Here is a 24,954-nt window from a genome sequence, read left to right as displayed (position 1 = left end):
TAGTCAGGATTAGTTCGACTTAGCCGGTGTTTAGTCATAAAAATGCGAAGAATCGGACGGGTTAATTACTTAATTACACGGTTTATACTTTAGGATAATCAATTTACGCACAGCAGGAGCGTGCCGATAGGGCGATTCGGTCGCCTATGGCCTCCGAATCGTGGGCTTGCCGTTTGCAAGCGTGAAAGCTCACTTGAATGTGATCGCGAGCTTGCGAACGGTGAAGCCCTCGGCAAAGCGATCGGCGGCCCGGCATTCCATGCCGCGCAGCCTCGCGAGGCCCTTGAAGGTCAGTTCATCGAACCAGTCCTTGGAGCGCTGCGTGCCGAAATGCTTCAACAGCAGCTCCACCTTGCGGTCCATGATGTTCGAGGTCAGGGGCACATAGGTGTTCGGTTGTCCGACATCACCATCCCATTTTGGGATCTCGTATTCCAGCACGAGATGATCGCGAAAGACGTTGGTGGTGAGGCGATTGACTTCGCGATGATCCTGATGCGCGTCGTCGCGCGCATGCGTAAAGATCACATCGGGTGAAACACGGTCGCGCAGCGCCATCAGCCACTGCTTGATCTCCCGGCTCTGATCGGGAAAGTAACTGTCCTCGAACTGGCCGAGGTCGATCATATAGGATGCAGCGCCCTGCAGGAACGACACAGCCGAATCATTGGCCTCGCGTGCCCGTACCCCGGATGCGCTCAGCACACACCAGTGAACATCGACGAGCACTCCATCCGCGATCAGGCTCAGGATAGTGCCTCCGGCGCCGATCTCGATGTCATCGGAATGGGCGCCGAGGCAAAGTATCGACAGGCGTTCACCGCGTTTTGCCAGAGGCAGTTGCTTCATAGTGCCTTGACCACTCGGATATTCGTTCCGTCTCGCGCAGCACCATGGGCCGTCCAAGGCATGTCGCCCCGTTCCACCATCTCCTGGAGCGACTGCCAGTCGCGCAGGGTGTCCATGGATCGCCAGAAGCCTTCATGCTTGTAGGCCATCAGCTTGTCCTCGGCGATGAGGCGTGTAAAGGGCTCAAGCACGAGTTCTTCCCCTTCGCGCATATAGTCGAAGATCTCCTTGCGGAAGAGGAAATAGCCGCCGTTGATCCAGATATCCGAGCGGTCGGATGAACGGAATTCGCGCACGCGCCCGTCTTCGGCAATGTCTGCAAGATGATAGGTGAGGGGCGGGCGGACAGCGAGGAAGCAGCCAATCTTGCCGCTTGCCTCAAACTTGGCGATCATGTCGTCGAGATCGACATTGGAAAGGCCGTCGCTGTAATTGGCGAGAAAGATGGGCTCGCTCTTCACCTGGTCGCGCACGGCCCACAGGCGCTCGCCGATATTGCGCCAGATGCCGGTATCGATCAGCGAGATACGCCAATCCTTCTGCGACTCGCCCAGGAGTTCGACATTGCCGTTGCCGGAGACCACGCAGTCCGAGAAGGTCTGCGGCCGGACGTTGAGGAAAAAGTCCTTGACGACATTGGCCTTGTAGCCGAGGCACAGGACGAAGTCGTCATGACCGTAGTCGGCATAGTACTGCATCACATGCCGGAGGATCGGTTGCGAGCCAAGCGGGATCATCGGTTTCGGCACGTTCTCGGAGTATTCGCGGATGCGCGTTCCCATACCGCCGCAGAAAAGGACGACTTTCATGGCTGCAACTCCTTCGGATCGATGATGCTGACGCCGGGGATCGGGACGATGAACTTCGCGCCCCATTCGGCGACATGGCGCATTTGATTGACGATCTCTTTTTTGAGGTTCCAAGGCAGGATCAGGATGTAGTCAGGCTGCATCAGGTCGATGGCTTCGACAGGTTCGATCGGGATATGCATGCCTGGGGTATAGCGCCCATGCTTGTACGGGTTCCTGTCGACGGTGAAGTCGAGGAAATCGGTGCCAATGCCGCAATAGTTGAGCAGCGTGTTACCCTTGCCCGGTGCGCCGTAGCCGCAGATCGACTTACCTTCTTCCTTGGCCTTGATCAGGAAGGAGAGAAGTTCACGCTTTACCTTGCGCGCCCGCTCGACAAACGACGTGTAGACTTTGAGCGTGTGGAGGCCTGCCTTCAGTTCGTTGTCGCGGACGCGCGCTACGCTCGGCTGTATCTCGCGTGCACTGTCTTCGTGAGCGAAATGGATGCGCAGCGAGCCGCCGTGGGTGACAAGTTCTTCGACATCGATGACCTTGAGGCCATGGCGCCTCGCCATGTGCTCGATGGTCAGCAGCGAGAAATAGGAGAAGTGTTCGTGGTAGATCGTATCGAACTGGTTTTCGGCGATCAGCTTTTCGATATGCGGAAACTCGAGCGTAATGACGCCTTCGGGCTTCAGCAGGACCTTCATGCCGGCGACGAAGTCATTTAGGTCCGGAACCTGCGCGAGGACGTTGTTGCCGACGATGAGATCGGCACGCAGGCCCTCGGCAACGAGTTCACGTGCATAGTTCTCGCCAAAGAATTCGACCCGCGTCGGTACGCCCTTTTCGATCGCGACCTTGGCGACGTTGGCTGCGGGTTCGACGCCGAGCACTGGAATGTCGAGCGGCAGAAAATGTTGCAGCAGGTAGCCGTCATTGCTGGCCAGTTCCACGACCAGGCTATTACGATTGAGGTCGAGCTGCCGTGCCATCTGGTGGCAGTACTTCTTGGCGTGAGCGACCCAGCTTGTCGAGTAGGAGGAGAAATATGCGTATTCTTCGAAGATCGCCTGGGGGCTGACATATTCAGCAAGCTGGACCAGGAAACATTCCTCGCAAACGAAGACGTGCAGCGGATAGTAGGCTTCCATCGAGTCGATGTGTTCGCGCGGCACGAAGCTTTCGCAGGGTGGTTGCATGCCAAGATCGATGAAGGTGTGCTTCAAACCGGTGCCGCACAGGCGACAATGGTGAACTTTGTCACTCGGGCGGTTTGCCAACAAAAGCGTGCTGGTTTGAATGTTCATGCGGTCGCTCCCGGTCACTGGCCACGATCCGCGCAAAGGAGACGTTCCCGGCGGACCGATCATTGCTGTTCATGGCTAGAAGGTACGGCGTCGGCGCTTCAGGGGCGATATGACTATGCGACCAGTGGGGTCATCCGAAGGTGGAACGTAGGCGGATCAGGTCGTTCAAACGGAGGCAGCATCTGACGGAAAACGGCCGTAAACTGGCGGTTAGAGATCCTTGTCGGCGCCAGAGCCGACGGCAAATTCTACCCCTATTTGTGAGTTTCGCGCGGGCAAAGAGTTTGACAGAATTGGCCTTGCGGAACGTAACCGATGCGAGGCTTGAGCATGCGATTCACCGAGACAGAACTGAATGGCGCCTGGCTGATCGAGGCTTTGCCGATATCCGACGAGCGCGGCTCGTTTGCCCGGACGTTCTGCGCCGCGGAATATGCCGAGCATGGCCTTGAAACCAATTTTGTTCAGCACAGCGTCTCGCATTCGGTCAAGAAGCACACGCTGCGGGGCATGCACTTCCAGAGCGCGCCGCACGCCGAAGTAAAGGTTGTGTCATGTATTGGCGGCGCGATCCTCGATGTGATTGTCGATCTGCGTCCGAACTCGCCGACATATCGCCGCTGGACCGCCTGTGAGCTCACGGCGAGCAATAATCGCCGGTTCTATATCCCCAAGGGATTTGCCCATGGATTTCAGACCCTCACCGAGGATGCTGTTGTCGCCTACCTGATCTCGGAATTTTATAATCCGCAGGCCTCGACCGGCGTCCGCTGGAACGATCCTGCCTTCGCTATCGCCTGGCCAGCTGAACCGACTGTGCTGTCGGAGAAGGATCAGGCCTGGCCGCTCCTCGATAAATTGCCTGCCTGACCGGATCAGGCAGCTTCAGCGAGAAGGTCGTTCTCCCTCAGCAGCTGCGCTGCGCGCACGATATCGCTGAAGGCCATCCCTGAGCGTTCGGCTATATCGAGCAGCGAGTGCTGACCATCGGCGAGGTTGAGAACCCAGAGATAGGCCAAGGCAGTTTCGCCTGCGGATTTGTCACCGCCGAGCGCCGAATAGAGGCCGCGGCGTCCGAGCTGCGGCTCGCCCTTGGGAAAGAGATTGAGCGGCGTCCAGTCCAGTTCGAGAATATCGATTGCCTCCATGATCATCTTGTAGGACGAGGCAAGATGCTCAGGCGCGATGAAATCGAGATTGTCCGCGGACGTGTGATATTGCGGAAACGTGCCGAACGCGCTGCGCTGGAACAAGCCGACAGGAAGATTATAGCCTGGCGAACAATATTGCCGCTCATCATACCCGTAAGGGCTGAAATCCTTGATCGTGCCCTTACGATCTTCCCGGTTGAGCACATATTCCATCGCCTTGTCGATCGTGGCATCGCCGCGCCGGCTGCGTTTGTAGTTCGGTCCGCCGCCGTCACCCACGCAGGAGACGATGAGGCCATGATCGATCCGGGCCGCATTTGCCTCATTATGGGCTAGCCAGGTAAGCGCCCCGATCGTGCCGGGGGCAAAGAGGAAGCGGTAGTTATAGCGGGTCTTGCGCCCGCGCATTGCCTTGGCCAGGCAGGCAAGCAGCGCGAGGCCGGAGCAATTGTCGTTGGCGAGCGAGGGATGGCAGATATGCGCCGATAGCAGCACGTCCCGGTCGGTCTCTCCCTTATGGACATATTCGCCGTAGGTGAGATGTCCGTCGGCCTTTTGCGAATCGATCATGACCTCATATTCCCCGTCCTCCATGGCGAGGAAGCGGTTATGAGTCATGCAGAACCCCCACTGTTCGCTGTAATAGGAGGTGCGATAGGGGATGAGATCAGGCTGGTCTGGCAAAGTGTAGATATGCGCCTTGAGTTCGCTCAGCGGCATCGTCCGATGTATCGGCGCGCTGTATCCGAGGACATGAAGATTATGGTCGGCGAAATCGACGACCTTTCGCCCCGAGGCGTCCTTGATATAACCGCCCCGGATGTTCCATTCCTGCGGCACCGTCCAGTCCAGTGCCGGGGTACCTGTCGGAACCTCGTGCTGGGTCAGGTCGATCTGCTGGCCAAGGACCTGCAATGTCTTGCGAACGCCCTCGCCCGTTATGCTGCGGCAGATCGGGTAGAGGCGAGCCGCCAGCGCGTAGATGCGGATACCCACATCCACTTCCGCGTCGGCCGCCGGCCGCATGTTTTCGAACGAGACCATAAATGTGTTCATGTCATGCGCTTTGCGTTTAGACGACAGCATCTGCCAGAGCAGGATGTCGGCTCGAGGACGGAACGCGACGCAGGCTCTCGTTGAGCGTACCTTCCTCCAGTGACTTGCGGATATTGGCGATGCGCTGGTAGCGCGGTCCCTCGAACTCCTGCAACGTCAGGCCGGAAGTCGCATAGGCCGCGTGCAACTGCTCGGCGCCCGCGCGGGCATCCCAGACCGGCTTGAAAGCCGGGAGAACGCGCGCAATCTTTTCGAAGCTGACGCGATAGGAGCGTGTGTCCGGCCCGGCATCGGCGGCAAATTCGAGCTTGCAGCCCGGAACGACCTCTGAAACGATCTCAGCGATTTCACGGATGCGATAGTTGTGGGCCGACTGGCCGACATTGAACGCTTCGTTGTGCACCTTGTCCTTCGGCGCTTCCATGGCGGCGAGGAAGGCACGCGAAATATCCTCGATATGAACGATCGGACGCCATGGCGAACCATCAGACTTCAGGAGGATCACGCCTTCGGTCACTGCCCATGCAACAAGGTTGTTAAGGACGATATCGAAGCGCAGCATCGGCGAAAGGCCATAGGCTGTTGCCGGGCGCAGGTAAGTCGGGGTGAAATTGTCATCGGCAAGCTTGGCTATGTCCTTTTCCGCAAGCACCTTGGACGAACCATAGGCTGTTACCGGATTGAGTTCGCCCGTCTCGTCGATCATGCCCTCGCCGGACTTGCCGTAATTGCTGCAGGAAGACGCAAAGAGGAAGCGTGAAACGCCTGCCTTCTTGGCGGTCTCGGCAAATTTGACGCTACCACGGTGATTGATCTCGTAGGTGATATCCGGATTGAGGTTGCTCAAGGGATCGTTCGACAACGCAGCAAGATGGATGACCGCATCGAACCCCTTCAGGTCGCTTACCTCGACGTCGCGCACGTCCTTGCAGAGCCCCGGAACATCCTTGATCGAGCCGCCCGGCGCATAGCCACAGCTGCGATAGAGTTCGGCGTCATAGCCATGAACGTCGTGGCCAGCCTTCATCAGGAAAGGCACCATGACCGTTCCGATGTAACCCCGATGCCCTGTCACGAGTACTTTCATGTCCCAATCCTTTTGAAATTTACGTTCGATTTGTAAAAACGGTACTTCCGGGCGCGTTCGACAGCGAGAGAGGAGTTCGGTGGATCAGGGTGTAACAAGGGCTACACTTTGGGGAGGTTCTCTACGCCTTTTGCCCGATTGCACTTTCACCGAACCGGACTCTAGCCGCGATCCTCGAACACGAGGAGCCAATCCGTATAACCGGCGGCATTTTGCGCAGCCGGAACTTCAAATGTTACCGTTTCCCGCCGCTGGGTTTTCTGCTCGGCGGCATCCGTATATTTGCCGGATGCGGGATCATACCAGCGGGCGCGTTTGGCATGGGGCGCAAGTACCGCCGAATTGATGGCGACGTCGCTGCGCCCTGAAACATAGATCACGGCGAGGCTACCGTCCTTCGACATGCTTCCAAACGCGGTGCCTGGAAACAGCGTGTCCGGATCCACCAGAAGCCTTCCCTGTTCGGGCTCGAGTTTCCACCATGGCAACGCATCAAAGAATTGCTTCAAATAGCCGATGCTTTGTGCTCCCCGGCTTCCGAGGGCCGCTTCCCAACTGTCCTTGGCGTCGAAAAGTCCAGGCCCGGAAAAATGCCAGATGGGATTGTTGCCGAATATCTGGCCGCAGGCGCCGCCCAGAAGGGCGCCGTATGCGATCTCGCGAAGGCTCTGCTCGGTCGAATCGTGTTCACCTTCATAGGCGCCTTCAATGAACAGGAATGGGGTTTTTGCATTGGAAGTGTAGCGTTCGAGCGCTTTGTCTTGTACCTCATCATAGGTGTAGAGTGTATCGAAACTGAGCCATTTCGCCTCCGCCCACATTCGCTGAATATCGGTATCCGGACTTCCGTGAACGGTTTGGAGAGCTTCTGGATTCGTTTCGGCCAGCCCCTCCGCGACCGCATTGACCAGTACGTGGTCTGGCGGGTTGTAGTCTCCACCCTGAACCCAGACGATGTTCTTGTACTTTCGAAAACGCTGGCCGAGATAGCGCCCGTACGATTTGAGGGCTGCCGGTCCTGCGGCCGCCATCTCCTTGTACCAGCCTTCGTCACCGCCGCCTGCTCCGAGATAGGACGGCACGAGAAGGACAAGAAAACCGCGCTCCTGGGCTTTCTGCAGGATCCAGTCGGCATCGTCGAAATAGGCGTCGTTTGGCCGACTGAAGTCGCCCTTCGCGAGAAACGGATCGCGGTCATAGAAATTGCGCGGTGCGTTGCGGCTGAAACGGTGTTCAATCAACGATACGAGGATCGTGTTGAAGCCACGCTTTTGCCGGTCAGCGAGATACTTGTCCGCCTCTTCGCGCGACAGTTCGCCAATCAGCGACCAGGCGGCATCTCCGGTGACGAGGAATGGCTTGCCGGAGGCATCCTCCAGATAGCGGTGATTTTCTGAAACGCGCAGCGGAAATGCCACCGGATCGGCATGGCTAGTAAATGGAAAAAGCACCAGCAACAGGCATGCCCATCGCCGGATATATTCAGCCATTCGATGCACGTTCCAGTTGGCGGTGCGCGACCGGTCCGGTGTTGAACCGACGGAAAACGACGTCGGACGGGCGTCCGACGAGGTAGTTCTCGACGCCATTTTCGAGCGCCTGCTTGTAGACGCCCAACGCCCCGTCAACTGCATCGATCGTGCGGGCCACGTCTTCGTCGCTATGGGTGTAGCTCACCACCAGCGACGGCATGAGGATGCCGCGTTTGATGGTTTCCTGAAGGAACAGGGTGCGGAATGCCTGGGAAGGGGCTCGATCCTGATCAAGCGTCGCATAGGCCAGACAGCAGGCGCGGCCGGTTACCTTGACGTAGGCGCTGAGACCATGACGCGTCGTCGCCTGCGCGATCCCGGCGCGCAAGGCCTGGCCCTGATCGTAGAGATGTTCGATAACCGGTTCGTTCCGATAGATGCGCATCGTGGCGATCGCCGCCGCTAAGGCGTGCGTTTCCGCCCCATGCGTGGTCGACAGAAGGAATACCCGCGGCTTGCCCGTCTCTTCCAGCCCGCCGAGACGCATGAATTCGCGCTTGCCGGCAAGTGCGGAGACGGAGAAGCCGTTGCCGAGTGCCTTGCCGAAGCAGGAGAGGTCGGGCTCGATACGATAGAACTGTTGAGCGCCGCCGACATGCCAACGAAAACCGGTGATCATCTCGTCGAGAATGAAGAGCGCGCCGTTGCGGTGGCAAAGATTGCGCACTTCATGCAGGAAGTTGTTTTCTGGATCGTCCCCGCGCGATGCCTCGAGAATCAATCCGGCGATCTTTCCCGGATGGTTCTCGAACAGCGCCTTGACGCTTGCAATGTCATTATACTTGAACCCGAGTGTCAGTTCCTGAACGGCTCGCGGTATGCCGGCATTCATTTCCGTCGTACCGATGAACCAGTCGTCGGTCGAAAAGAACGGATGGTCACTGCAGCGGGCAATATAGTCCCGGCCCGTGACTGCTCGTGCCAGACGGACCGCGCCTGACGTTGCGTGCGATCCGTCCTTACAGAACTTGACCATCTCGGCCGTCGGGATTGTTTCAAGGAAGGTCTCGGCACATTCGACTTCGATATCGGCCGGACGGACGAAGTTGCAGCCGCGCTGCAACTGCCGGGTTACCGCTTCGAGCACGGGGGCGTATGCATGGCCAAGCCCGACGGCCCGGTTGCCCATGCCATATTCGATATATTCATTGCCGTCGACGTCCCAGATATGGCTGCCGAGCCCGCGTGCTATGAAGCCAGGCGATAGCACCGGATATTGATCATCGCCCTTTGCGTAGGTGTGGGCGCCGCCCGGGATAAGGTGATGCGCCGGCCCGCGCAACTGGTCCGATTTTTCGAAGCTCTCGATCAATGTCAACATTTGCTAACCTCATAACCACGACGCGGGCGTTTTCTCCCACGATCAAATATGACGGCGGCGCCGGGAAAATTCACTTCGGCAATTCAGTCAGCAGCAAGCGTCAAAAGGGGTAGGGACCTAAACTTCAAGTTCTTTCCCGCATGACGCGCAGCCAGTTCTTGATCGGAGTCGGGATATAGGTGCGCAGGCCCGGACGAAGCCCTTTCGGGAACGACCAGTCGGCAAAGTTGAGCGGAGGCGCGATTTCGGGGGGCGCGGCCGTGACGTTACGGATGACTTCGGCATAGCGACGCGCCATTGCATCAAGGGTGAAGACGTGTTCCGCTTTGTCTCGCGCGGCACTGGAAAGGAGCTGCGCCGCCTCCGGATTTGCCGCAATGCCGGTAATGATCCGAGCGGCCTCCGCGCTGTTGCCGATCTGGAAGAGAAAACCATTGATGCCATCGTCAATGATCGTGTCGGTAACGCCCCGGATCCGCGAAACGACGGGAACGCAGCCGACTGCCATCGCCTCTGTCAGCGTAAGGCCAAAGCCCTCAAACCGCGACGGCATGATCATCACGTCCTGATGGAGCAGGACCCTGTGAACCTCTTTCGGGTGTACGGCTCCGAGAAAGGTGACACGCTTGCCATGGCGGGCAAGCTTGAGCTTCAGCGCCTGTAGGTCTGGGCCATCGCCCGCGATGGTCAAATGAATGGAGGCGTCGAGATGGTCGAGAATGTCGGCGAGCCAGAATACGCCCTTTGAAGCGTCCTCGACGCGGCCGAGGAACACGAGGCGAAGCGGTTCCGTGGCTCGCGGCGTACGATTGAGCAGTCTCGACAATCGGGTCTCGGCTGCGTGCGGAATGGCGAACGTATGGTCTGCATCAAAACCCATGGTCCTGACGAGATCGGACTGGATCCGATCCGAAACACCGATTGCGGCATGCACATGATCACGCACGGCGACCGCAGCTGCATAGGTGCCGGCGGTGATGTTGTGCACGATCATGATACGCGTGATCGCTTCCGGCAGGTAGCGCGCGATGTTGGTCTGGATTCGGTCGCTGAGGACGTTGATGAACACGCCGTCGAAGCCTCCTTCCTCGATTGCAGCCGCGAGGGCGCGGGCTTGATCGCGCTCGTTCGCCAGGCCATCCGTACTGACTGACGTGCCAAGCGCAAATTCCGGGAACCATTCCGGGTCTTTCAGCGCTTCGGTTTGGCCCATCGACATCCAGCAGACCTCGATGCCGTAGGGCGCGAGCCCCTCGCGCAACTGCTTGAAGACCGTGTAGGTTCCGCCGATATGCGGGCGTACAAAATAGGCGAACTTCATTCCGCTTGATCCTGCTGGGGTCCGCGCCACATCGCCCGGCCACAATGCAATAATAGTGGCAATTTGGCTCGCGACTGTACCTGCCGCGATGGGCAGATGCCGTAGCCTTTTGGGGGAACACCTTCATCGTTCGGGTGCCCCCGGTGTTCCAAGAGCCATGTGTTTTTTTGCATCGCAGCGCAGCAAGATCAAATCCGGTGCCCAATCGACCCCGCTTGTTCGAACAGCGGCACGCGACAGAATGTGGGTCAGGTGTTGAGTACGCGTCGATCGGTGGTCCGAGCAATGTACAATTGAGGGCTTGAATGAAAATCGGCTTGCTAGGTCAGTTTGGCAGCGGAAACACCGGCAATGACGGTTCGCTCGAAGCCATGCTCGATTTCCTGCGTGCTTCCAAACAGGAGGCCACGCTGCTTTGCGTCTGTTCCAATCCAGCTGCGGTCACGGAACGCTACAAGGTCGATGCAATCAGCATCGGCGGCGTCAAGCTTGAAGGCAATTGGTCCAACAGGCTCAATCGGTTGCTCGCGGATTTTCCCCGCAGGCTGGGCAGCCTTTATGCCGTCATCAGTGGACTGCGCGGCGTGAGTGTCCTGATCATCCCCGGCACGGGGATTCTCGATGACTTTCAGGAGACCGCGTTCGGTTGGCCATTCGTTGTATTTCGCTGGTGCCTGGCTGCGCGTCTGCAAAATGCGCGCATCGCCTTCGTCAGTATTGGAGCGGGTCCCATTGAAAACCCCTTGAGTCGCTGGTTTTTGAAATCCGCGGCGAGAATGGCGCAATACCGGTCGTATCGCGATGATTTCTCACTGGAATACATGAAGGGGATTGGGCTCGATGTGACGCCGGACCTGCGCTATCCGGACATCGCCTTTCGGCTTCCCTTGCCTGCCTCGGTACCCGCGAAAGACACGGCGCGCACGACCGTCGGGGTCGGTGTGATGGATTACCATGGATGGAAAAAGGCGAACGCAGACAATGCGGAAGGCGAACGTATCCACAACAACTATATTGCGAAACTGACGAAATATATTTGCTGGCTGATTGACGAAGGACATAACGCACGCCTTCTGACCGGCGATCTGCGCGATGGCAGAGCCGTAAAGCAGTTGATGAAGTCAATTTCCTCGACACGGCCCGATATTCCCATGGAGCGCATCGCGGTCGGTCACGGGGGCTCATTGCACGAGCTGATGAGCGAAATCGCACAGACGGACATCGTCGTTGTCTCACGTTATCACAACGTGGTCTGTGCGCTGAAATCGGGCCGGCCGACAATTTCGTTGAGCTATAATCTAAAGAACGACTATCTGCTGTCCCAGTTCAGGCAGGCTCATTATTGCCAACACATCGAAACCTTTGATGTCGAAAAGCTCAAACAGCAGACGAACCAGGTGCTTGGCAACATGGATGCCGTCAAGCAAGAGATAGCGGGGGTCAATCGTTCGCTTCAAGAAAAGCTGGCTGAACAGGAAGCCGTCCTGCTACATCGCGTCATCGCCGGGTGATCGGCGCGTAGCCCGCCAGAGCTTCAATCTGCAATCGCAGTTCCAGTCATCCGCCGCGTTAGCGATGCAATACTGGCTTTGGCCAAGGACCAGGCGCCAGCACGCTTCCACAGATATCCCACGGGTGGCAACAATGCGGCGGCCGGATGCAAGTGCAAGGCCCTGGCAAAAAGTTGGCGTCCGCCGGGTTCGCCACGGCATATCAGAGCGATGGCCGACCAGTAGGCCCGGTCGCTGAGCGCAAGACGCGCCGTGCGCAACAGTTCCTCGGAATTGTCGAGGTGCGCGCCGACACCATTGAAGAACGCGTTGTAAGCATCCTCAAACTCAATGCTCCATTGGCGAATGTTTCCAACGGTCGCAGACTGGTTGTTCGAATGGACCCGCGCGATGGCCTGAACCGCTGCGGTGGATGCAATCGAGCCACGCAATGCAAATCTCATCCACATTTCCATATCGTCGGTGTGGCTCAATTCGGGGTTGTAGTATCCGACTTGCTTCTGGACAGACGTACGGACCACGACGGTCGGCCCACTCACGTAATTGAGGCCGGCGCGGCAAATGTCTTTCAGAAAAGTCGGGCCATCCTTGATCGTCCACTGCGCCCTTGCGCCAATGTTCGGCGCGATATCGCTGCCTCTGCCCTCGACCTGGAAGAATGTTGCTCCATGCGTCAGGTGGACGTTCGGGTTCGCCTCCATGCAACCGACCGCGTCTTCGAGGGTCCCGGGGGCAAGGAGATCGTCCGAGCAGAGGATGAGGAAATAGTCCGACTGGGCCCACTCGATTCCATCATTGAATGATGCGTGAGGTCCCATGTTCTTTTCGCGAAGCAGGAGTTCGACGCGTGGATCTTCCGCTGCGATATCGCGCGCTATCTGCTGGCTGCCGTCGGTCGAAGCATTGTCGATGATTAACACGCGAATTGCATCGACATTCTGGTTCAAGGCACTTTCGACACAACCTCGCAGGTAGCGGGCATAATTATAGTTCGGTATGACGACATCGACCGATTTCATCGATTGAACCCATGAGACGGATGTCGGTACCAGGTGATCATTCGGCGGGTACCCCCGGCCTGTTTGCGAGCAGCCGGGGCATGAACAGCTCGACCATGTGGATGATTTCGTCAAGGAGAGGATGTTTCGTCAGTACGAGTGCCGTTAGCCACCCGGCCGCAGAAAGGAGGGTCGCGACGAGCGCAAGGCCGATCGACAGGTCGAATGCGAAACCGTGTGCCGCCAATACGCCGAGTGGCCCTATGACAGCCCCGAAGGTGACAAGCGCGCTGTTGCAAAGTATCGCAGCGAACTCAGTCCATGCGAACGGTACATGCCGGCGCACATAGATCAATGAAATCGCCATTTGGAAGGGCAGGACGATGAACTGGCTGAAGACGAGTGCGTAAAGGCCATAGAAGCTTGCGACGCAGATAACCACCATCGCCAGACCTCGACCGATGAAGTTCGCCTCGAATGCCTCCCTGTTGGCGCCCAAGGCAACAAGAACCGGGAACGTCAGAATATTCGGAAACCAGAATATCGCGGCCAGTGACAGGAGCTGGACGAGTGGCACCGCCCCATCCCACGCCGGTCCGAGAGCGATGTGGACAATGGGGTAAGCCAGGATTGCGAGGACGAGTTGAGCCGGCCAGTAAAGGGCGGTGATATAGCTGATCAACCTGAGATAGGCTTCCTTTACGCTGCGATTTTGTCGAACCTCAGCGGCAAAGGCCGGAAAGGCAATGGAGAACAGCGCCGACAGCATGAACTTGTCGGGGAGCCCGCATACGAGATTGGCGCGGTTGAACAGGCCGACTGCGGTGAGCGGCATGAAGTGTCCGAGAACGAGTTGAGGCAGCGCTTCGTAGGTTCGGTCGAGGACGGTCGAGGCCCCCTTGTAACCGCCGAAGACGAAGAAGGACCGCCAACCTTTAAGGCATGGGCGATACATCCAGAGAATGGGGCGTGCGTGAAACGCAAGCACCATCCGCACCAAGGCGGAAACCAGCGTACCCCAGGCATAGCTCATGAAGCCGAAATCGAACCAGGCCAGCGTGACCGTGACGGCGGCATTGGTGATGACGCCGAGGGCGTTGATCCGGGTCATCGCTCCAAACTGCATATCCCGCTTCAGCAAGGCGGCGATGGTGCTGACGGACGAATCGATAACGCCGGAGAATGCCAGAATAATGATGAACATCTTCAGGGCCGGCTGAGAGTAGAACTCCGCGATCCAGGGGGCAAAGGCAGACAGGCCGCAGCAGATAAGAAGCGATGTGCCGAACATCAGCGTAAAAGCGGTGCGGATATCCTCACGCGAAACGTCGATGCGCTGAATGAGATACTCCGAGGTGGCAAACTCGCGGATATTGAACGCAATCGTACCAATTCCGAGGCCTATGACCGCAATACCGATTGCTGTCGTGTCCAACAGACGCGAAAGAACGGCGATCATTGCCAAGCTTACGATCACTTGGGAATATTGCTCCAAGGTCGCCATGAAAAAAGCCCGGCGTACTGTGCCCAATTGATGCGCTCCTGTATGTCGCTTCGATGCCGCATGTGCGAAGGGCATTGATTGTTGATTGTTTTGCGATCGCACAGCAATAGGAGATGATTTGCCTCCCGTGATCCAACGAAGGTAACTGCAGCAGGGACGGCATTTAAGATGCCTAATGAGATAGCGCACGCTAAGCCGTTTGAAGTAAGCAGTGCGAATTCTGGCTGACCGCGCGATCAATCGGATGTAGCGAGACGCCACTTGACATTGGTCGAACGTGCACCGCGGCTATAATACTGCCGTGGCGGGCATGCAGAAAGTCCGCTTTTGGATGCGTCCTCTATCCGTCAAGCCGAATTATCAATCAATAACAAAAAGGTCTTTAGTTAGATGGCTTTAAACCCTTGCGGCGGGATCTGAATTTTCATGATCGAAGACGAACAAATACGCATCGAACTTATGGCCACCCAGTTCTGGCTGCGTGCACTTTTCATGCATGTGGCAACGGGCACGCCGCCGAGCTCCTTTTCAGTCCAGGAATACCTTACAGAACTCAAGAACTCCGCGCCCCAGGATTGCTGCCCCCACGGCCTGTCGCCTGCCGATTGGGACAACGAGCATCTTTTGCATTATCCATGCTATGAACGGGTCGGGCTGCAGATCATGGAAACGCTGCAAAGCCTCGAACGCAAGCTTGCTCCGCTCGCAACGCATGGAAGGCACTGAAAAACGTTGGAACGCGTCGAATGCGTCATTGCTGGCGGCGGTGTCATCGGCCTGGCGATTGCCCGGGAACTTGCGATGCGCAGCATCGAGACGCTCGTTGTCGAGGGGGCGGAAACCATCGGTACCGGGACCAGCTCACGCAATTCCGAGGTCATCCATGCGGGCATCTATTACCCGCAAGATAGCCTCAAGGCGCGGTTTTGCGTTGCGGGGAGGAGGGCGCTCTATGCTTTCGCCGAAAGTCACGGCGTTGCCTACAAGCGCTGCGGCAAGCTGATCGTCGCAACCAACGAGGACCAGATCGGGACTTTGGCGACGATAGCCTCGCGCGCTCGCGCCAACGGGGTTGACGATCTTGTCGAACTGTCGGCAGCGGAGGCCAAAAGCCGGGAGCCGGACCTTTCCTGCAATGGCGCGTTGCTTTCGCCGTCGACGGGCATCATCGACAGCCATGGACTGATGCTCGCGCTGCTTGGCGACGCGCAGGACCACGGTGCAGCCATCGCCTTTGGCACAAGAGTAGTGGGCGGTGAGGTCGATGATAAGGGGCTGCGGCTCGAGACCATCGGCGTCGAGAACGACCGGCGCTACGAATTGCACACGTCGATCTTCGTCAACGCCTGCGGTATCGACGCCCCGGCCGTGGCGTCAACGATTGCCGGCCTGCCGCAGAGGTTCGTTCCACGCGCCCGCTATGCCAAGGGAAACTACTTTTCGGCACCCGGCAGGACGCCCTTCAAGCATTTGATCTATCCGGTGCCGGAGGAGGGAGGGCTTGGCGTGCATCTTACCCTTGATCTCGACGGGCGCATGCGGTTTGGGCCGGACGTCGAATGGGTCGAAGAGATAGATTATTCCGTTGACCCGCAGCGCGCCGATCGGTTCTACGCCGAAATCCGCAAATACTGGCCGGATCTTGCGGACGATGCCTTGCAGCCGGCCTATTGCGGAATACGGCCGAAGCTGATGATCGATGGTGAGCCCGCTTCAGACTTCGTCATTGAAGGTCCAGAAACGCACGGCGTGAACGGCCTCGTCAATCTCTTCGGTATTGAGAGCCCTGGCCTCACCTCCTGCCTCGCCATCGCGCGGCATGTCTCGAAAATGATAGAAATTTCCTGAAATCTGTTGGCTGGGAAGCCGGATACGGCGCACCCCTCAAACGTATTTGCAGCAAGGCAGCAGCGCCCGTTCTTATCCAAGCCACGCTTGCCACTCTATCGGCAACGGTTATCGGAGCGGGGGGTAAAAGCCGCGCTGTCCATCGCCGTTGCGGCGGTAACTCGCAGTTTGCTCAGGTTGAATTCCCCGCATGCGCAGGAATCGGGTGGCACGCTGCTTGAGCGAGTGCAACGGTAAGGCATATCGAAGCTGGAGTGGAGGCCCATGGAGAATCTGTTGACGGGCATGCATGCAATTGCTGCGCAGCGCGGCGATGGCCTCCTGCCCAAACTCGCAAGAGTGATAAGTATGCGTAGCGCCAATAACGACGGCACCGCTCACTCGCCTGTGTACGGTTCGACTATTGACTTACAGCAGGCTTCCGACGCGCCGATAGGGTCAACTTCGTTGGGCCAGGCGAAGGGCCAATCAGTTGTTTAGCTTTCAATAAATGTAGGAACAGTGCATCGCCGATGCCCGTGCCGCCAGCCGTTTTGGTCGGGTTGCATGCCTGCCCATGGCGCGCTCACTTCAGGGGAGATCGCACAGACGTGGTGCGCGAGCCGTGTGTGAGCCTGGCGATGCAATTATCCGAAAATGTGTTGAAATCAGTTGGCTGGGGAACCTGGATTCGAACCAGGACTAACGGAGTCAGAGTCCGTGGGTCTACCGTTAACCTATTCCCCAACAGCCGACCGGCAGCGGCCGGTGCGGGTCGTCATATAGTTGAATTCTTGGAGGATGCAAACCCCCGATCGCATGTTTTTGGCATTTGTTTTGCCGAATGCCGGGAACAGGCGGCGGGGCGAGGAAGGGCGATCGCGATTTTGGGCTATGCGCGACGGAAAAAAGCTGTATCTGCATGAGACAGCCAGAACATTCTTCAGCAGGGATTTTAACGCATTGCCAGGCGCCCCATCCACCGGAGTGGTTTCAATCCTCCTTGCAACCCATAACGGCGCCAAGTTTCTGGACGAGCAACTGGCCTCGATCGAAAACCAGACCTACCCCGCGATCGATATATGGGTTTCGGACGACGGATCGACCGACGCTACCCTGGAGGTGCTGGACGTGTGGCGCAGCAAGTGGTCGAAGGGCAGGTTCACTATCCTGCCTGGACCGTGCAAGGGCTACGCGGAGAACTTCCGCTCCCTGATCGTCAATCCCGATATCATCTCCAACTACTACGGATTTTCCGATCAGGACGACATCTGGGAGCCCGACAAGATAGCCAAGTCAGTTGCTTCGATCGAGAAAATCCCCTTGTCTACGCCCGGCTTGTTCTGCTCGCGAACCCTCGCGATAACCGAAGACGGCGAAACCATCGCGCCTTCAGCGCTGTTCAGGCGCTCACCCAGCTTTAGAAATGCGCTGGCGCAGAGTCTTGCGGGCGGCAACACCATGCTCTTCAATCATGCAGCGCGTGTCTTGCTTGCCGACGCTTCGCGCCGTACCGGCTTCGTCAGCCATGATTGGTGGATCTACCTGATCGTTTCGGGGGCCGGTGGTAAGGTTCGCTATTCCCCGGAAATGCTCATGCGCTACCGCCAGCATGTGCGCAATCAGTTCGGAACCAACGTAGGAATTATGGCGGCCATGCAGCGGTTGCGCCTGCTCTTCAAGGGACGTCTTTCCGAGTGGACCGACCTCAACTTGCAAGGGCTTGAGCGAAGCCGCGACCTTCTTACCTCAGAATCGCGCGGCATCCTCGACGAATTCAGTAAAGCGCGAGGACGCGGGCCCTTGCGACGGCTCTACTATTTCGTTCGATCCGGTGTCTATCGGCAAACTGCGCTCGGGCAGTTAGGCCTCTATGTGGCAGCGATTCTCGGCAAGATCTGATCGAAGGTATGAGGCGGTCAGTGATGGCCGAAATAGGCGTTGGCCACGGTCTCGGCATCGCCGTCCATCTTGACCCGCCCATGTTCGAGCCAGACAATGCGTGTGCAGTTCTTCACGAGCAGGTCTCTTGAATGGCTGGCGATGATCAGGATTTTAGTCTTGTTGACGAGATCGTGCAGGCGCTCATTGGCCTTGTGCTGGAACCCTTCGTCGCCGGTCGCCAGCCATTCGTCCATGATCAGGATCTCCGGCTGAATTACTGTCGAGATCGAGAAGGCAAGGCGTAGCTGCATGCCGGTTGAATAGGTACGCACCGGCATGTCGAGGAAGTTGCCGAGTTCCGAGAATTCCTCGATCTCCGCCAACCGTTCCGCCAGTTCCTTTTTCTTGAAGCCGAGCAGCGCGCCGCGAATTCCGATATTTTCCCGGCCCGTCGCCTCGGGGTCGATGCCGAGCGAAATGTTGATGAGCGACGTGCACTTGCCATTGATGGTGATTTTGCCGCCGGACGGGTAGTAGACGCCGCTCATGACGCGCAGAAGCGTCGTCTTGCCGGAACCATTATGGCCGATCAGCCCGAGCCGCTCACCCTCCTTGAGGCTCAGCGTGACGTTCTCGAGCCCGCGAATGACGACGTGACCTTCCGGGTTCGAGCCGATGGTGCCACCCGTCGCCAGGCTCATGACCTGGTTCTTCAGCGACCTGCTGCGCGTGTTGTAGATCGGAAAATCCACGGTCACATTTTCAAGGTGCATCGACGTCATGTCTGCCTGCGCAAATTGGAGCGGGGATGTAATGTTCATAGCCAATAAGTAATCCGGGTGCGGTAACGATTAAGAAACAGGAGTGCGACGACCCAACCGATAAGAGCCATGCCGATCGAGACGATCCAGTTGAGCGGTGTCGCGACGCCGCCGAGCAGGGGTTCGCGCACGATGCTGATCAGATGATAGAATGGATTGTAGTCGAGCATGAGCTGCGAGCGCGCGCCGCCCGGGAGGTTTTTCGGCATCCACATGATCGGGGTCACATACATGCCGACCTGCATGATATTCTGGACGATCTGCGTCAAATCGCGATAGCGCGTGCACAGAACCGCCAGAATGACCATCACCCAAAGCAGGTTGACCGACACCAGGATGAATCCGGGAATGGCCAATAATGCGTCGAAATTGACGAACTTGCCGAAGATCAAGAGGACGAGAGGGAAGATGATGATGTTGTGGGCGAGGATGATGGTATTGCGCCACCAGGTCCGCAGGATATAGGTGAAAAACGGGATCGGAAGCTGCAGCATCGTCTCGGTATTGGCAACGAAGCTGCCGCAACCCTCGGTCACGAGGCTCGAGAAATAACCCCACATGATCAGGCCGACGCAGATGAACGGCAGGAACTCCGACATGGGCGTGTTGAAGATCGTGCCGAAAACCAATCCGAGCGCGCCGATAAGCACACCCATGTTGATCGTGAGCCAGAAAGCGCCGACGCTCGATCTGCGGTAACGCTGGGCAACGTCCTGCCATCCGAGCAGCGCTGCCAGTCGAAAATTGGCAAGGGACGCGGAAATATCTTGCCATGCCGTCATCTTTTGCGAGGTCGCTGTGGCCATCGAATTGCAGTCTCTCTTCTGTCGTCCTTTTGCAGAGCCTCGCGGTTAGCACATTAGATTGGGACTTAATAGTGACTGCCTGTCGCAATTCGGAAGCGAGAAATGGCGACGGTCTGGCGGTGCGGTCGATTTCATGCCGCTTTTCCCCATTAAGCGGCAAACCTCCTCTGGCGGGAGATCGCCCATTGAGGAGTTGTCCTATCCAAGCGGATAGGATAACGGTTCCAAGCTATCGATAACGTAGGAATTTGGCTTACATGAAGGGTATTATTTTAGCTGGCGGCAGCGGAACGCGGCTTTATCCACTGACAATTGCGGTGTCAAAGCAGATCTTGCCGATTTACGACAAGCCGATGATATTCTACCCGCTGAGCGTACTCATGCTCGCAGGTATCCGGGACATTCTGATCATATCGACACCGCGCGATCTGCCGGTATTCCGCGACCTTTTCGGGGATGGCAGCGATTTCGGCCTCAATTTGACATTTGCCGAGCAGCCGCAGCCCAACGGCCTGGCGGAAGCCTTCATCATCGGGCGCGAGTTCATCGGCAACGACCCTGTCGCCATGGTTCTTGGCGACAATATTTATTACGGCGACGGCCTGTCGCGATTGTGCAAGGAAGCCGCCGACCGCAAAAAGGGCGCTTCGGTTTTCGCCTATCACGTCGAGGATCCCGAACGCTATGGCGTGGTCGAGTTTGACCGCGCAACCAAGCGAGCGATCTCGATTGAGGAAAAGCCGCAGAAGCCGAAATCCAATTGGGCGGTCACCGGCCTTTATTTCTACGACAACGACGTTGTCGACATTGCGGCCAACATCAAGCCGTCGGCGCGCGGCGAACTGGAGATCACCGCCGTCAACAATATTTACCTCGAGCGCGGCGATCTGCACGTGCAGAGGTTGGGGCGCGGTTATGCCTGGCTGGACACCGGTACCCACGACAGTCTGCACGAGGCGTCATCCTTCGTCAGGACGATCGAGCACCGCCAGGGCGTCATGATCGCCTGCCCGGAGGAGATTGCCTATCAGAACCGTTGGATCAACGATGAGCAGGTTCTGGCTCGGGCCGCGCAGCTTGGAAAGACCGGCTATGCCGCCTATCTGCGCCGGCGTATTGCGGAGCTTGCGACAGATGCTTGATATCCGCCCCCTCGGCCTCGACGGCGTCCTCGAGATCGCGCCGAAGCGTTTCGGCGACGACCGCGGCTTCTTTTCGGAAACCTATAACGCGGCCCTGTTCAAGGATGCCGGAATCGACCTCGTCTTCGTGCAGGACAATCACTCGCTCTCGGTTGCCAAGGGCGTGCTGCGCGGGCTGCATTACCAATTGCCGCCGAAGGCGCAGGACAAGCTGGTGCGCGTCGTTCGCGGCTCGATCATCGACGTTGCAGTCGATATTCGCAAAGGCTCGCCGACCTTCGGCAAGTGGGTTGCGCTTGAACTTTCCGCTGCGAAATGGAACCAGATTCTCGTTCCCAAGGGCTTCGCCCACGGGTTCATGACGCTCGAGGAAAATACCGAGGTCGTCTACAAGGTTACCGATTATTATTCGCCGGCACATGACCGTTCGATCCGCTTCGATGATCCGGAGATCGGCATCGACTGGCCTATCGCCACAGATTTGATCCAGCTCTCGGACAAGGACCGCGCGGCGCCGCGGCTCGCTGACGCTGAAACCTTCATTTATTGACGGAGTTTATTTGATGCGGATTCTCGTTACGGGGGGTGCTGGATTTATCGGCTCGGCGGTTTGTCGCCAGCTTGCAGCAAATCCGGGCAACCATGTGGTCAACCTTGACAAGTTGACCTATGCCGGCAATCTCACATCGCTGCGCCAGATCGAAAACTATCCGAACTACCGCTTCGTGCAGGCCGATATTTGCGACGATGCGACGATGCTGGACCTGCTGCGGAGCGAAAAGATCGACGCTGTCATGCACCTTGCAGCGGAGAGCCATGTCGATCGCTCCATCGATGGCCCGGGCGCTTTCATCGAGACGAATATCGTCGGCACATTCCGCCTGCTCAACGCCGCGCTGGCCTATTGGCGCGAATTGCCGGCTGACGCAAAGAGCGCCTTCCGCTTTCACCACATCTCGACGGACGAGGTATTCGGTGACCTGCCCTTCGACAGCGGCATCTTCACCGAAGAGACGCCCTATGCACCGTCTTCCCCCTATTCGGCATCGAAGGCAGCATCCGACCATCTGGTGCGCGCCTGGCACGAGACCTATGGCCTGCCAGTGGTGCTATCCAACTGCTCGAACAATTACGGGCCGTTCCATTTTCCGGAGAAATTGATTCCTCTCGTTATCCTGAACGCCCTCGATGGCAAGCCATTGCCCGTCTACGGCAAGGGCGCCAATGTCCGCGACTGGCTCTATGTCGAGGATCACGCGCGCGCGCTCGAGACCGTCGTTACCAAGGGCGCCGTCGGCGAGAGTTATAATATCGGCGGCCACAACGAAAAGACCAACCTGAATGTCGTTGAAACGATCTGCGATATTCTGGATCAGAAGCGGCCGCGCAAGGGTGGCGGGCGCTACCGCGACCTGATCACCTTCGTATCCGACCGGCCCGGCCATGATCGCCGCTATGCCATCGATGCCTCGAAGATCGAGCGCGACCTCGGCTGGACCCCGCAAGAATCGTTCGAGACGGGTCTTGCCAAGACGATCGACTGGTACCTCGCCAATGAATGGTGGTGGGAGCCGATCCGCAGCGGCCGGTATGCAGGCGAGCGTCTCGGCGCGGACATCAAGGCGAGCGCATGAGGATCGTTGCCACCGGCACCGAGGGGCAGGTCGTACGCAGCCTCGTCGAGCGTGCTGCGCGCCATGGCGATATCGAAATCATTGCCCTCGGACGCCCTGGTCTCGACCTTGCCGTGCCGTCAACCGTGGCCACAGCCATTGCCGAAGCGAAGCCGGATATTGTCGTTTCGGCTGCCGCCTACACGGCGGTCGATCAGGCAGAAGACGAGCCTGATCTCGCCCACGCAATCAATGCCCTTGGCGCCGGTGCTGTAGCGCGGGCCGCTGCCGACCTCGGCGTTCCGGTTATCCATCTTTCAACCGACTATGTTTTCGCGGGCGACGGTGAAGCGCCCTACACCGAGACGGACGCGACAGGTCCGCAGGGCGTCTATGGCAGGACCAAGCTTGATGGCGAGGCTGCGGTAATCGCCGCCAATCCGCGGCACATCATCCTGCGCACGGCCTGGGTCTACAGCCCTTTCGGCAAGAACTTCGTCAAGACAATGCTGCGCCTTGCCGAAACGCGCGACCAGGTCTCGGTCGTCAGCGATCAATGGGGCAACCCCACCTCGGCAATCGATATTGCCGACGCGGTCATCGAGGTCGCAAAACGCATCGACGTTGAACCGTCGTTTACGGGCTATGGCATCTATCATCTCGCGGGGACCGGCAATATCAATTGGAGCGGCTTTGCCCGGGCAATCTTTGCATCGAGCCGCAACAATGGCGGACCTTTTGCCGAGGTCGCCGACATTGCCAGTGCCGATTATCCGACCAAGGCCAAGCGACCCTTCAATTCGCGGCTTTCTACGGACAAGTTTTTCACGGTTTTTGGTTGGCGGGCGCCGTATTGGCAGGTTTCAACCAAAGCCACCGTGTCGCGTCTCTTGGCGGAAGCAAAGGGCCGGGACGCTTCTTAGGCCGCCGCAGACGCACGTCTGGGTGTCCAAGGGGGAAAATGCTGCATATAGTAGCGTTTCCAAAGTCGCCCTCTTCCCTAACGTGAAAAACCATGAGCAGTCTCAAATTTGGAACGAGCGGTCTGCGCGGACTGGTAACGGATCTGACCGATTCAGTTTGCATGGCCTATACGCGCGCCTTCCTGCAACACATGCAGGGCACATTCGGCACGGCTACCGATGCCACCGTTCTTGTCGGATATGATCTGCGCTCAAGCAGCCGGCGTATCGCCGGCGCCTGCATGGCGGCCATAACGGATACTGGCATGAAAGCCGAAAACTGCGGACCGCTGCCAACCCCCGCGCTGGCGCTTCGCGCGATGAGGGTTGGGGTACCCGCCATCATGGTGACGGGCAGCCACATACCCGACGACCGCAATGGTTTGAAATTCTATCGTCCGGACGGCGAAATCGACAAGGCCGACGAAGCGGGCATTCTCGCGGTCCTCGACGTCGACCAGACAGCCACTCCGGGTCCGGCGGACATCCCTGCTATCTCACCGGAAGCGCTGCAGAACTATATGGCTCGCGGCCGTGCCATCCTCAGAAAAGGAACCCTGGCGGGCAAGCGCATAGGCGTCTACCAGCATAGTTCGGTTGCGCGCGACGTGCTCGTCGATCTTCTCGCGAATGCAGGCGCCACGGTCGTTGCGATAGGACGCTCTGACGTTTTCATTCCCGTGGATACGGAGGCGCTGCGTCCTGAGGATGTGGACCTTGCTGCCGCAGCAACGAAAGAAAACTCGCTCGATGCTCTGGTATCGACGGATGGCGATGCCGACCGTCCGCTTATCGCCGACGAGCACGGCAACTTTTTGCGTGGCGACAGTGTTGGATTGCTGACCGCGCATTTCCTCGGCGCGGATGCGGTCGTTACGCCTGTTACGTCGAACACGGCGATCGAGCTTTGTGGCTTGTTCAAGCGGGTCTACCGGACGAAGGTCGGCTCGCCCTACGTCATTGAGGGCATGCAGCGGGCGCTCAAGGACGGTTACCATAGCGTCGTGGGCTTTGAGGCGAATGGCGGTGTGCTCCTCGGCTCTCCGGCAGACCTCGATGGCTACAGGCTCGATGCCCTCCCGACCCGCGATGCGGTGCTCCCGGTCATGAGCGTGCTCGGCATGGCGGCACGGACAGGATCGACGATATCGCAGCTTCTGGCTGTCCTGCCTTCGCGTTTCACGCGCAGCGGCCGGCTTGAACACGTGCCCGCAACCGCCAGCGGTCCGTTCCTCCAGGGTCTCCTCGATGGCGAGGCCCGCGAGCGGTTCTTTGCCGAAGTCGGGACCATTCGGGAAAACGATTCGATCGATGGCGTTCGCGTCGTCCTCGCGAGCGGTGAGGTCATCCATTTTCGCGCGTCAGGCAATGCGCCGGAATTGCGCTGTTATGCCGAAGCGTCCTCCGACGTGCGCGCGGAGGAACTTCTAGCCTGGGGACTGAGGATCGCGGTCACTGCCCTATAGGG

The 24,954-nt window shown here is 58.2% G+C and carries 22 protein-coding genes and 1 tRNA gene; 10 read left to right on the top strand and 13 right to left on the bottom strand.

The features are described from left to right. Nucleotides 1-189: 189 nt before the first annotated feature. The 3 genes from BR48_RS0106475 to BR48_RS0106465 are packed head-to-tail and all read right to left on the bottom strand — an operon-like array spanning nt 190 to nt 2,950. Complete coding sequence (locus BR48_RS0106475; protein WP_027230549.1) at nt 190-849, bottom strand: PIG-L deacetylase family protein; 660 nt, start codon at nt 847-849, stop codon at nt 190-192. Further along, nucleotides 846-1,658 carry a sugar phosphate nucleotidyltransferase gene (locus tag BR48_RS0106470; RefSeq protein WP_027230548.1) on the bottom strand — a complete coding sequence of 271 codons (813 nt, stop codon included), beginning with the start codon at nt 1,656-1,658 and terminating at the stop codon, nt 846-848. Before BR48_RS0106470 ends, BR48_RS0106475 begins: the two co-directional genes overlap by 4 nt. Further along, nucleotides 1,655-2,950 carry a class I SAM-dependent methyltransferase gene (locus BR48_RS0106465; RefSeq protein WP_036813433.1) on the bottom strand — a complete coding sequence of 432 codons (1,296 nt, stop codon included), beginning with the start codon at nt 2,948-2,950 and terminating at the stop codon, nt 1,655-1,657. Before BR48_RS0106465 ends, BR48_RS0106470 begins: the two co-directional genes overlap by 4 nt. A gap of 330 nt (nt 2,951-3,280) precedes the next feature. Between BR48_RS0106465 and rfbC (BR48_RS0106460) the strand changes: the two genes are divergently transcribed. Beyond that, the gene (gene rfbC / locus BR48_RS0106460) at nt 3,281-3,820 is read left to right on the top strand and encodes a dTDP-4-dehydrorhamnose 3,5-epimerase (RefSeq protein ID WP_027230546.1); all 540 of its coding nucleotides are present in this window, start codon (nt 3,281-3,283) and stop codon (nt 3,818-3,820) included. Between the two features lie 5 nt (nt 3,821-3,825). Here rfbC (BR48_RS0106460) and BR48_RS0106455 read toward each other — a convergent pair whose 3' ends face one another. The 5 genes from BR48_RS0106455 to BR48_RS0106435 form a co-directional block, all read right to left on the bottom strand. After that, entirely contained in the window at nt 3,826-5,127 is a 1,302-nt protein-coding gene (locus tag BR48_RS0106455; protein WP_027230545.1) for a DUF4910 domain-containing protein, read from the bottom strand. 46 nt (nt 5,128-5,173) lie between these two features. Beyond that, the gene (locus BR48_RS0106450; RefSeq protein ID WP_027230544.1) at nt 5,174-6,244 is read right to left on the bottom strand and encodes an SDR family oxidoreductase; all 1,071 of its coding nucleotides are present in this window, start codon (nt 6,242-6,244) and stop codon (nt 5,174-5,176) included. Between the two features lie 161 nt (nt 6,245-6,405). After that, the gene (locus BR48_RS0106445; protein WP_036813431.1) at nt 6,406-7,734 is read right to left on the bottom strand and encodes a DUF4038 domain-containing protein; all 1,329 of its coding nucleotides are present in this window, start codon (nt 7,732-7,734) and stop codon (nt 6,406-6,408) included. Next, nucleotides 7,727-9,097, bottom strand: a complete 1,371-nt coding sequence (locus BR48_RS23970) for a glutamate-1-semialdehyde 2,1-aminomutase (protein WP_051614617.1) — start codon at nt 9,095-9,097, stop codon at nt 7,727-7,729. The genes BR48_RS0106445 and BR48_RS23970 overlap by 8 nt, the downstream gene beginning before the upstream one ends. Nucleotides 9,098-9,221: 124 nt before the next feature. Next, nucleotides 9,222-10,418, bottom strand: coding sequence for a glycosyltransferase family 4 protein (locus BR48_RS0106435; RefSeq protein WP_027230542.1), 1,197 nt, complete (start codon nt 10,416-10,418; stop codon nt 9,222-9,224). A gap of 305 nt (nt 10,419-10,723) precedes the next feature. On the opposite strand from BR48_RS0106435, the gene BR48_RS0106430 reads away from it, so the two are divergent. After that, on the top strand, nt 10,724-11,929 hold the full coding sequence (locus BR48_RS0106430; protein WP_027230541.1) for a polysaccharide pyruvyl transferase family protein: 1,206 nt from the start codon (nt 10,724-10,726) through the stop codon (nt 11,927-11,929). Between the two features lie 23 nt (nt 11,930-11,952). Here the strand turns inward: BR48_RS0106430 and BR48_RS0106425 are convergent, their stop codons facing one another. Both BR48_RS0106425 and BR48_RS0106420 read right to left on the bottom strand, forming a co-directional pair. Continuing rightward, nucleotides 11,953-12,948: a glycosyltransferase family A protein gene (locus BR48_RS0106425; protein WP_027230540.1), complete on the bottom strand. Its 996-nt coding sequence runs from the start codon at nt 12,946-12,948 to the stop codon at nt 11,953-11,955. Between the two features lie 37 nt (nt 12,949-12,985). Next, nucleotides 12,986-14,431, bottom strand: coding sequence for an oligosaccharide flippase family protein (locus tag BR48_RS0106420; RefSeq protein ID WP_036813423.1), 1,446 nt, complete (start codon nt 14,429-14,431; stop codon nt 12,986-12,988). A 426-nt stretch (nt 14,432-14,857) separates the two neighbouring features. Here BR48_RS0106420 and BR48_RS0106415 point away from each other — a divergent pair, with 426 nt between their 5' ends. Continuing rightward, on the top strand, nt 14,858-15,157 hold the full coding sequence (locus BR48_RS0106415; protein WP_027230538.1) for a hypothetical protein: 300 nt from the start codon (nt 14,858-14,860) through the stop codon (nt 15,155-15,157). A gap of 6 nt (nt 15,158-15,163) precedes the next feature. Further along, nucleotides 15,164-16,279 carry an NAD(P)/FAD-dependent oxidoreductase gene (locus BR48_RS0106410; RefSeq protein ID WP_027230537.1) on the top strand — a complete coding sequence of 372 codons (1,116 nt, stop codon included), beginning with the start codon at nt 15,164-15,166 and terminating at the stop codon, nt 16,277-16,279. Nucleotides 16,280-16,931: 652 nt separating this feature from the next. Here the strand turns inward: BR48_RS0106410 and BR48_RS0106400 are convergent. Next, a tRNA-Gln gene (locus BR48_RS0106400) sits at nt 16,932-17,005 on the bottom strand. A gap of 216 nt (nt 17,006-17,221) precedes the next feature. Here BR48_RS0106400 and BR48_RS0106395 point away from each other — a divergent pair. Further along, on the top strand, nt 17,222-18,160 hold the full coding sequence (locus BR48_RS0106395) for a glycosyltransferase family 2 protein (protein ID WP_027230535.1): 939 nt from the start codon (nt 17,222-17,224) through the stop codon (nt 18,158-18,160). 17 nt (nt 18,161-18,177) lie between these two features. Here the strand turns inward: BR48_RS0106395 and BR48_RS0106390 are convergent, their stop codons facing one another. Both BR48_RS0106390 and BR48_RS0106385 read right to left on the bottom strand, forming a co-directional pair. Then, nucleotides 18,178-18,924, bottom strand: a complete 747-nt coding sequence (locus BR48_RS0106390) for an ABC transporter ATP-binding protein (protein ID WP_027230534.1) — start codon at nt 18,922-18,924, stop codon at nt 18,178-18,180. A 35-nt stretch (nt 18,925-18,959) separates the two neighbouring features. Continuing rightward, the gene (locus tag BR48_RS0106385; protein WP_081815779.1) at nt 18,960-19,769 is read right to left on the bottom strand and encodes an ABC transporter permease; all 810 of its coding nucleotides are present in this window, start codon (nt 19,767-19,769) and stop codon (nt 18,960-18,962) included. 257 nt (nt 19,770-20,026) lie between these two features. Here BR48_RS0106385 and rfbA point away from each other — a divergent pair, with 257 nt between their 5' ends. The 5 genes from rfbA to BR48_RS0106360 all read left to right on the top strand — a co-directional run bounded on the left by rfbA (nt 20,027) and on the right by BR48_RS0106360 (nt 24,952). Beyond that, entirely contained in the window at nt 20,027-20,911 is an 885-nt protein-coding gene (rfbA, locus tag BR48_RS0106380) for a glucose-1-phosphate thymidylyltransferase RfbA (RefSeq protein ID WP_027230532.1), read from the top strand. Further along, on the top strand, nt 20,904-21,461 hold the full coding sequence (rfbC, locus tag BR48_RS0106375) for a dTDP-4-dehydrorhamnose 3,5-epimerase (RefSeq protein ID WP_027230531.1): 558 nt from the start codon (nt 20,904-20,906) through the stop codon (nt 21,459-21,461). Before rfbA ends, rfbC (BR48_RS0106375) begins: the two co-directional genes overlap by 8 nt. A gap of 13 nt (nt 21,462-21,474) precedes the next feature. Further along, nucleotides 21,475-22,545, top strand: coding sequence for a dTDP-glucose 4,6-dehydratase (rfbB, locus tag BR48_RS0106370; protein WP_027230530.1), 1,071 nt, complete (start codon nt 21,475-21,477; stop codon nt 22,543-22,545). Continuing rightward, a complete protein-coding gene (gene rfbD / locus BR48_RS0106365) occupies nt 22,542-23,447 on the top strand; it encodes a dTDP-4-dehydrorhamnose reductase (RefSeq protein ID WP_027230529.1) in 906 nt (301 codons plus the stop codon). Before rfbB ends, rfbD begins: the two co-directional genes overlap by 4 nt. 92 nt (nt 23,448-23,539) lie before the next feature. Continuing rightward, on the top strand, nt 23,540-24,952 hold the full coding sequence (locus BR48_RS0106360; RefSeq protein ID WP_027230528.1) for a phosphomannomutase: 1,413 nt from the start codon (nt 23,540-23,542) through the stop codon (nt 24,950-24,952). The last annotated feature ends 2 nt before the right edge of the window (nt 24,953-24,954 follow it).

This window comes from Phyllobacterium sp. UNC302MFCol5.2 (assembly GCF_000686005.1).
Taxonomy (GTDB): Bacteria; Pseudomonadota; Alphaproteobacteria; order Rhizobiales; family Rhizobiaceae; genus Phyllobacterium; species Phyllobacterium pellucidum.
The sequence above is the reverse complement of the archived record's forward strand: the minus strand, read 5'-3'. Positions and strand labels throughout refer to the sequence as shown.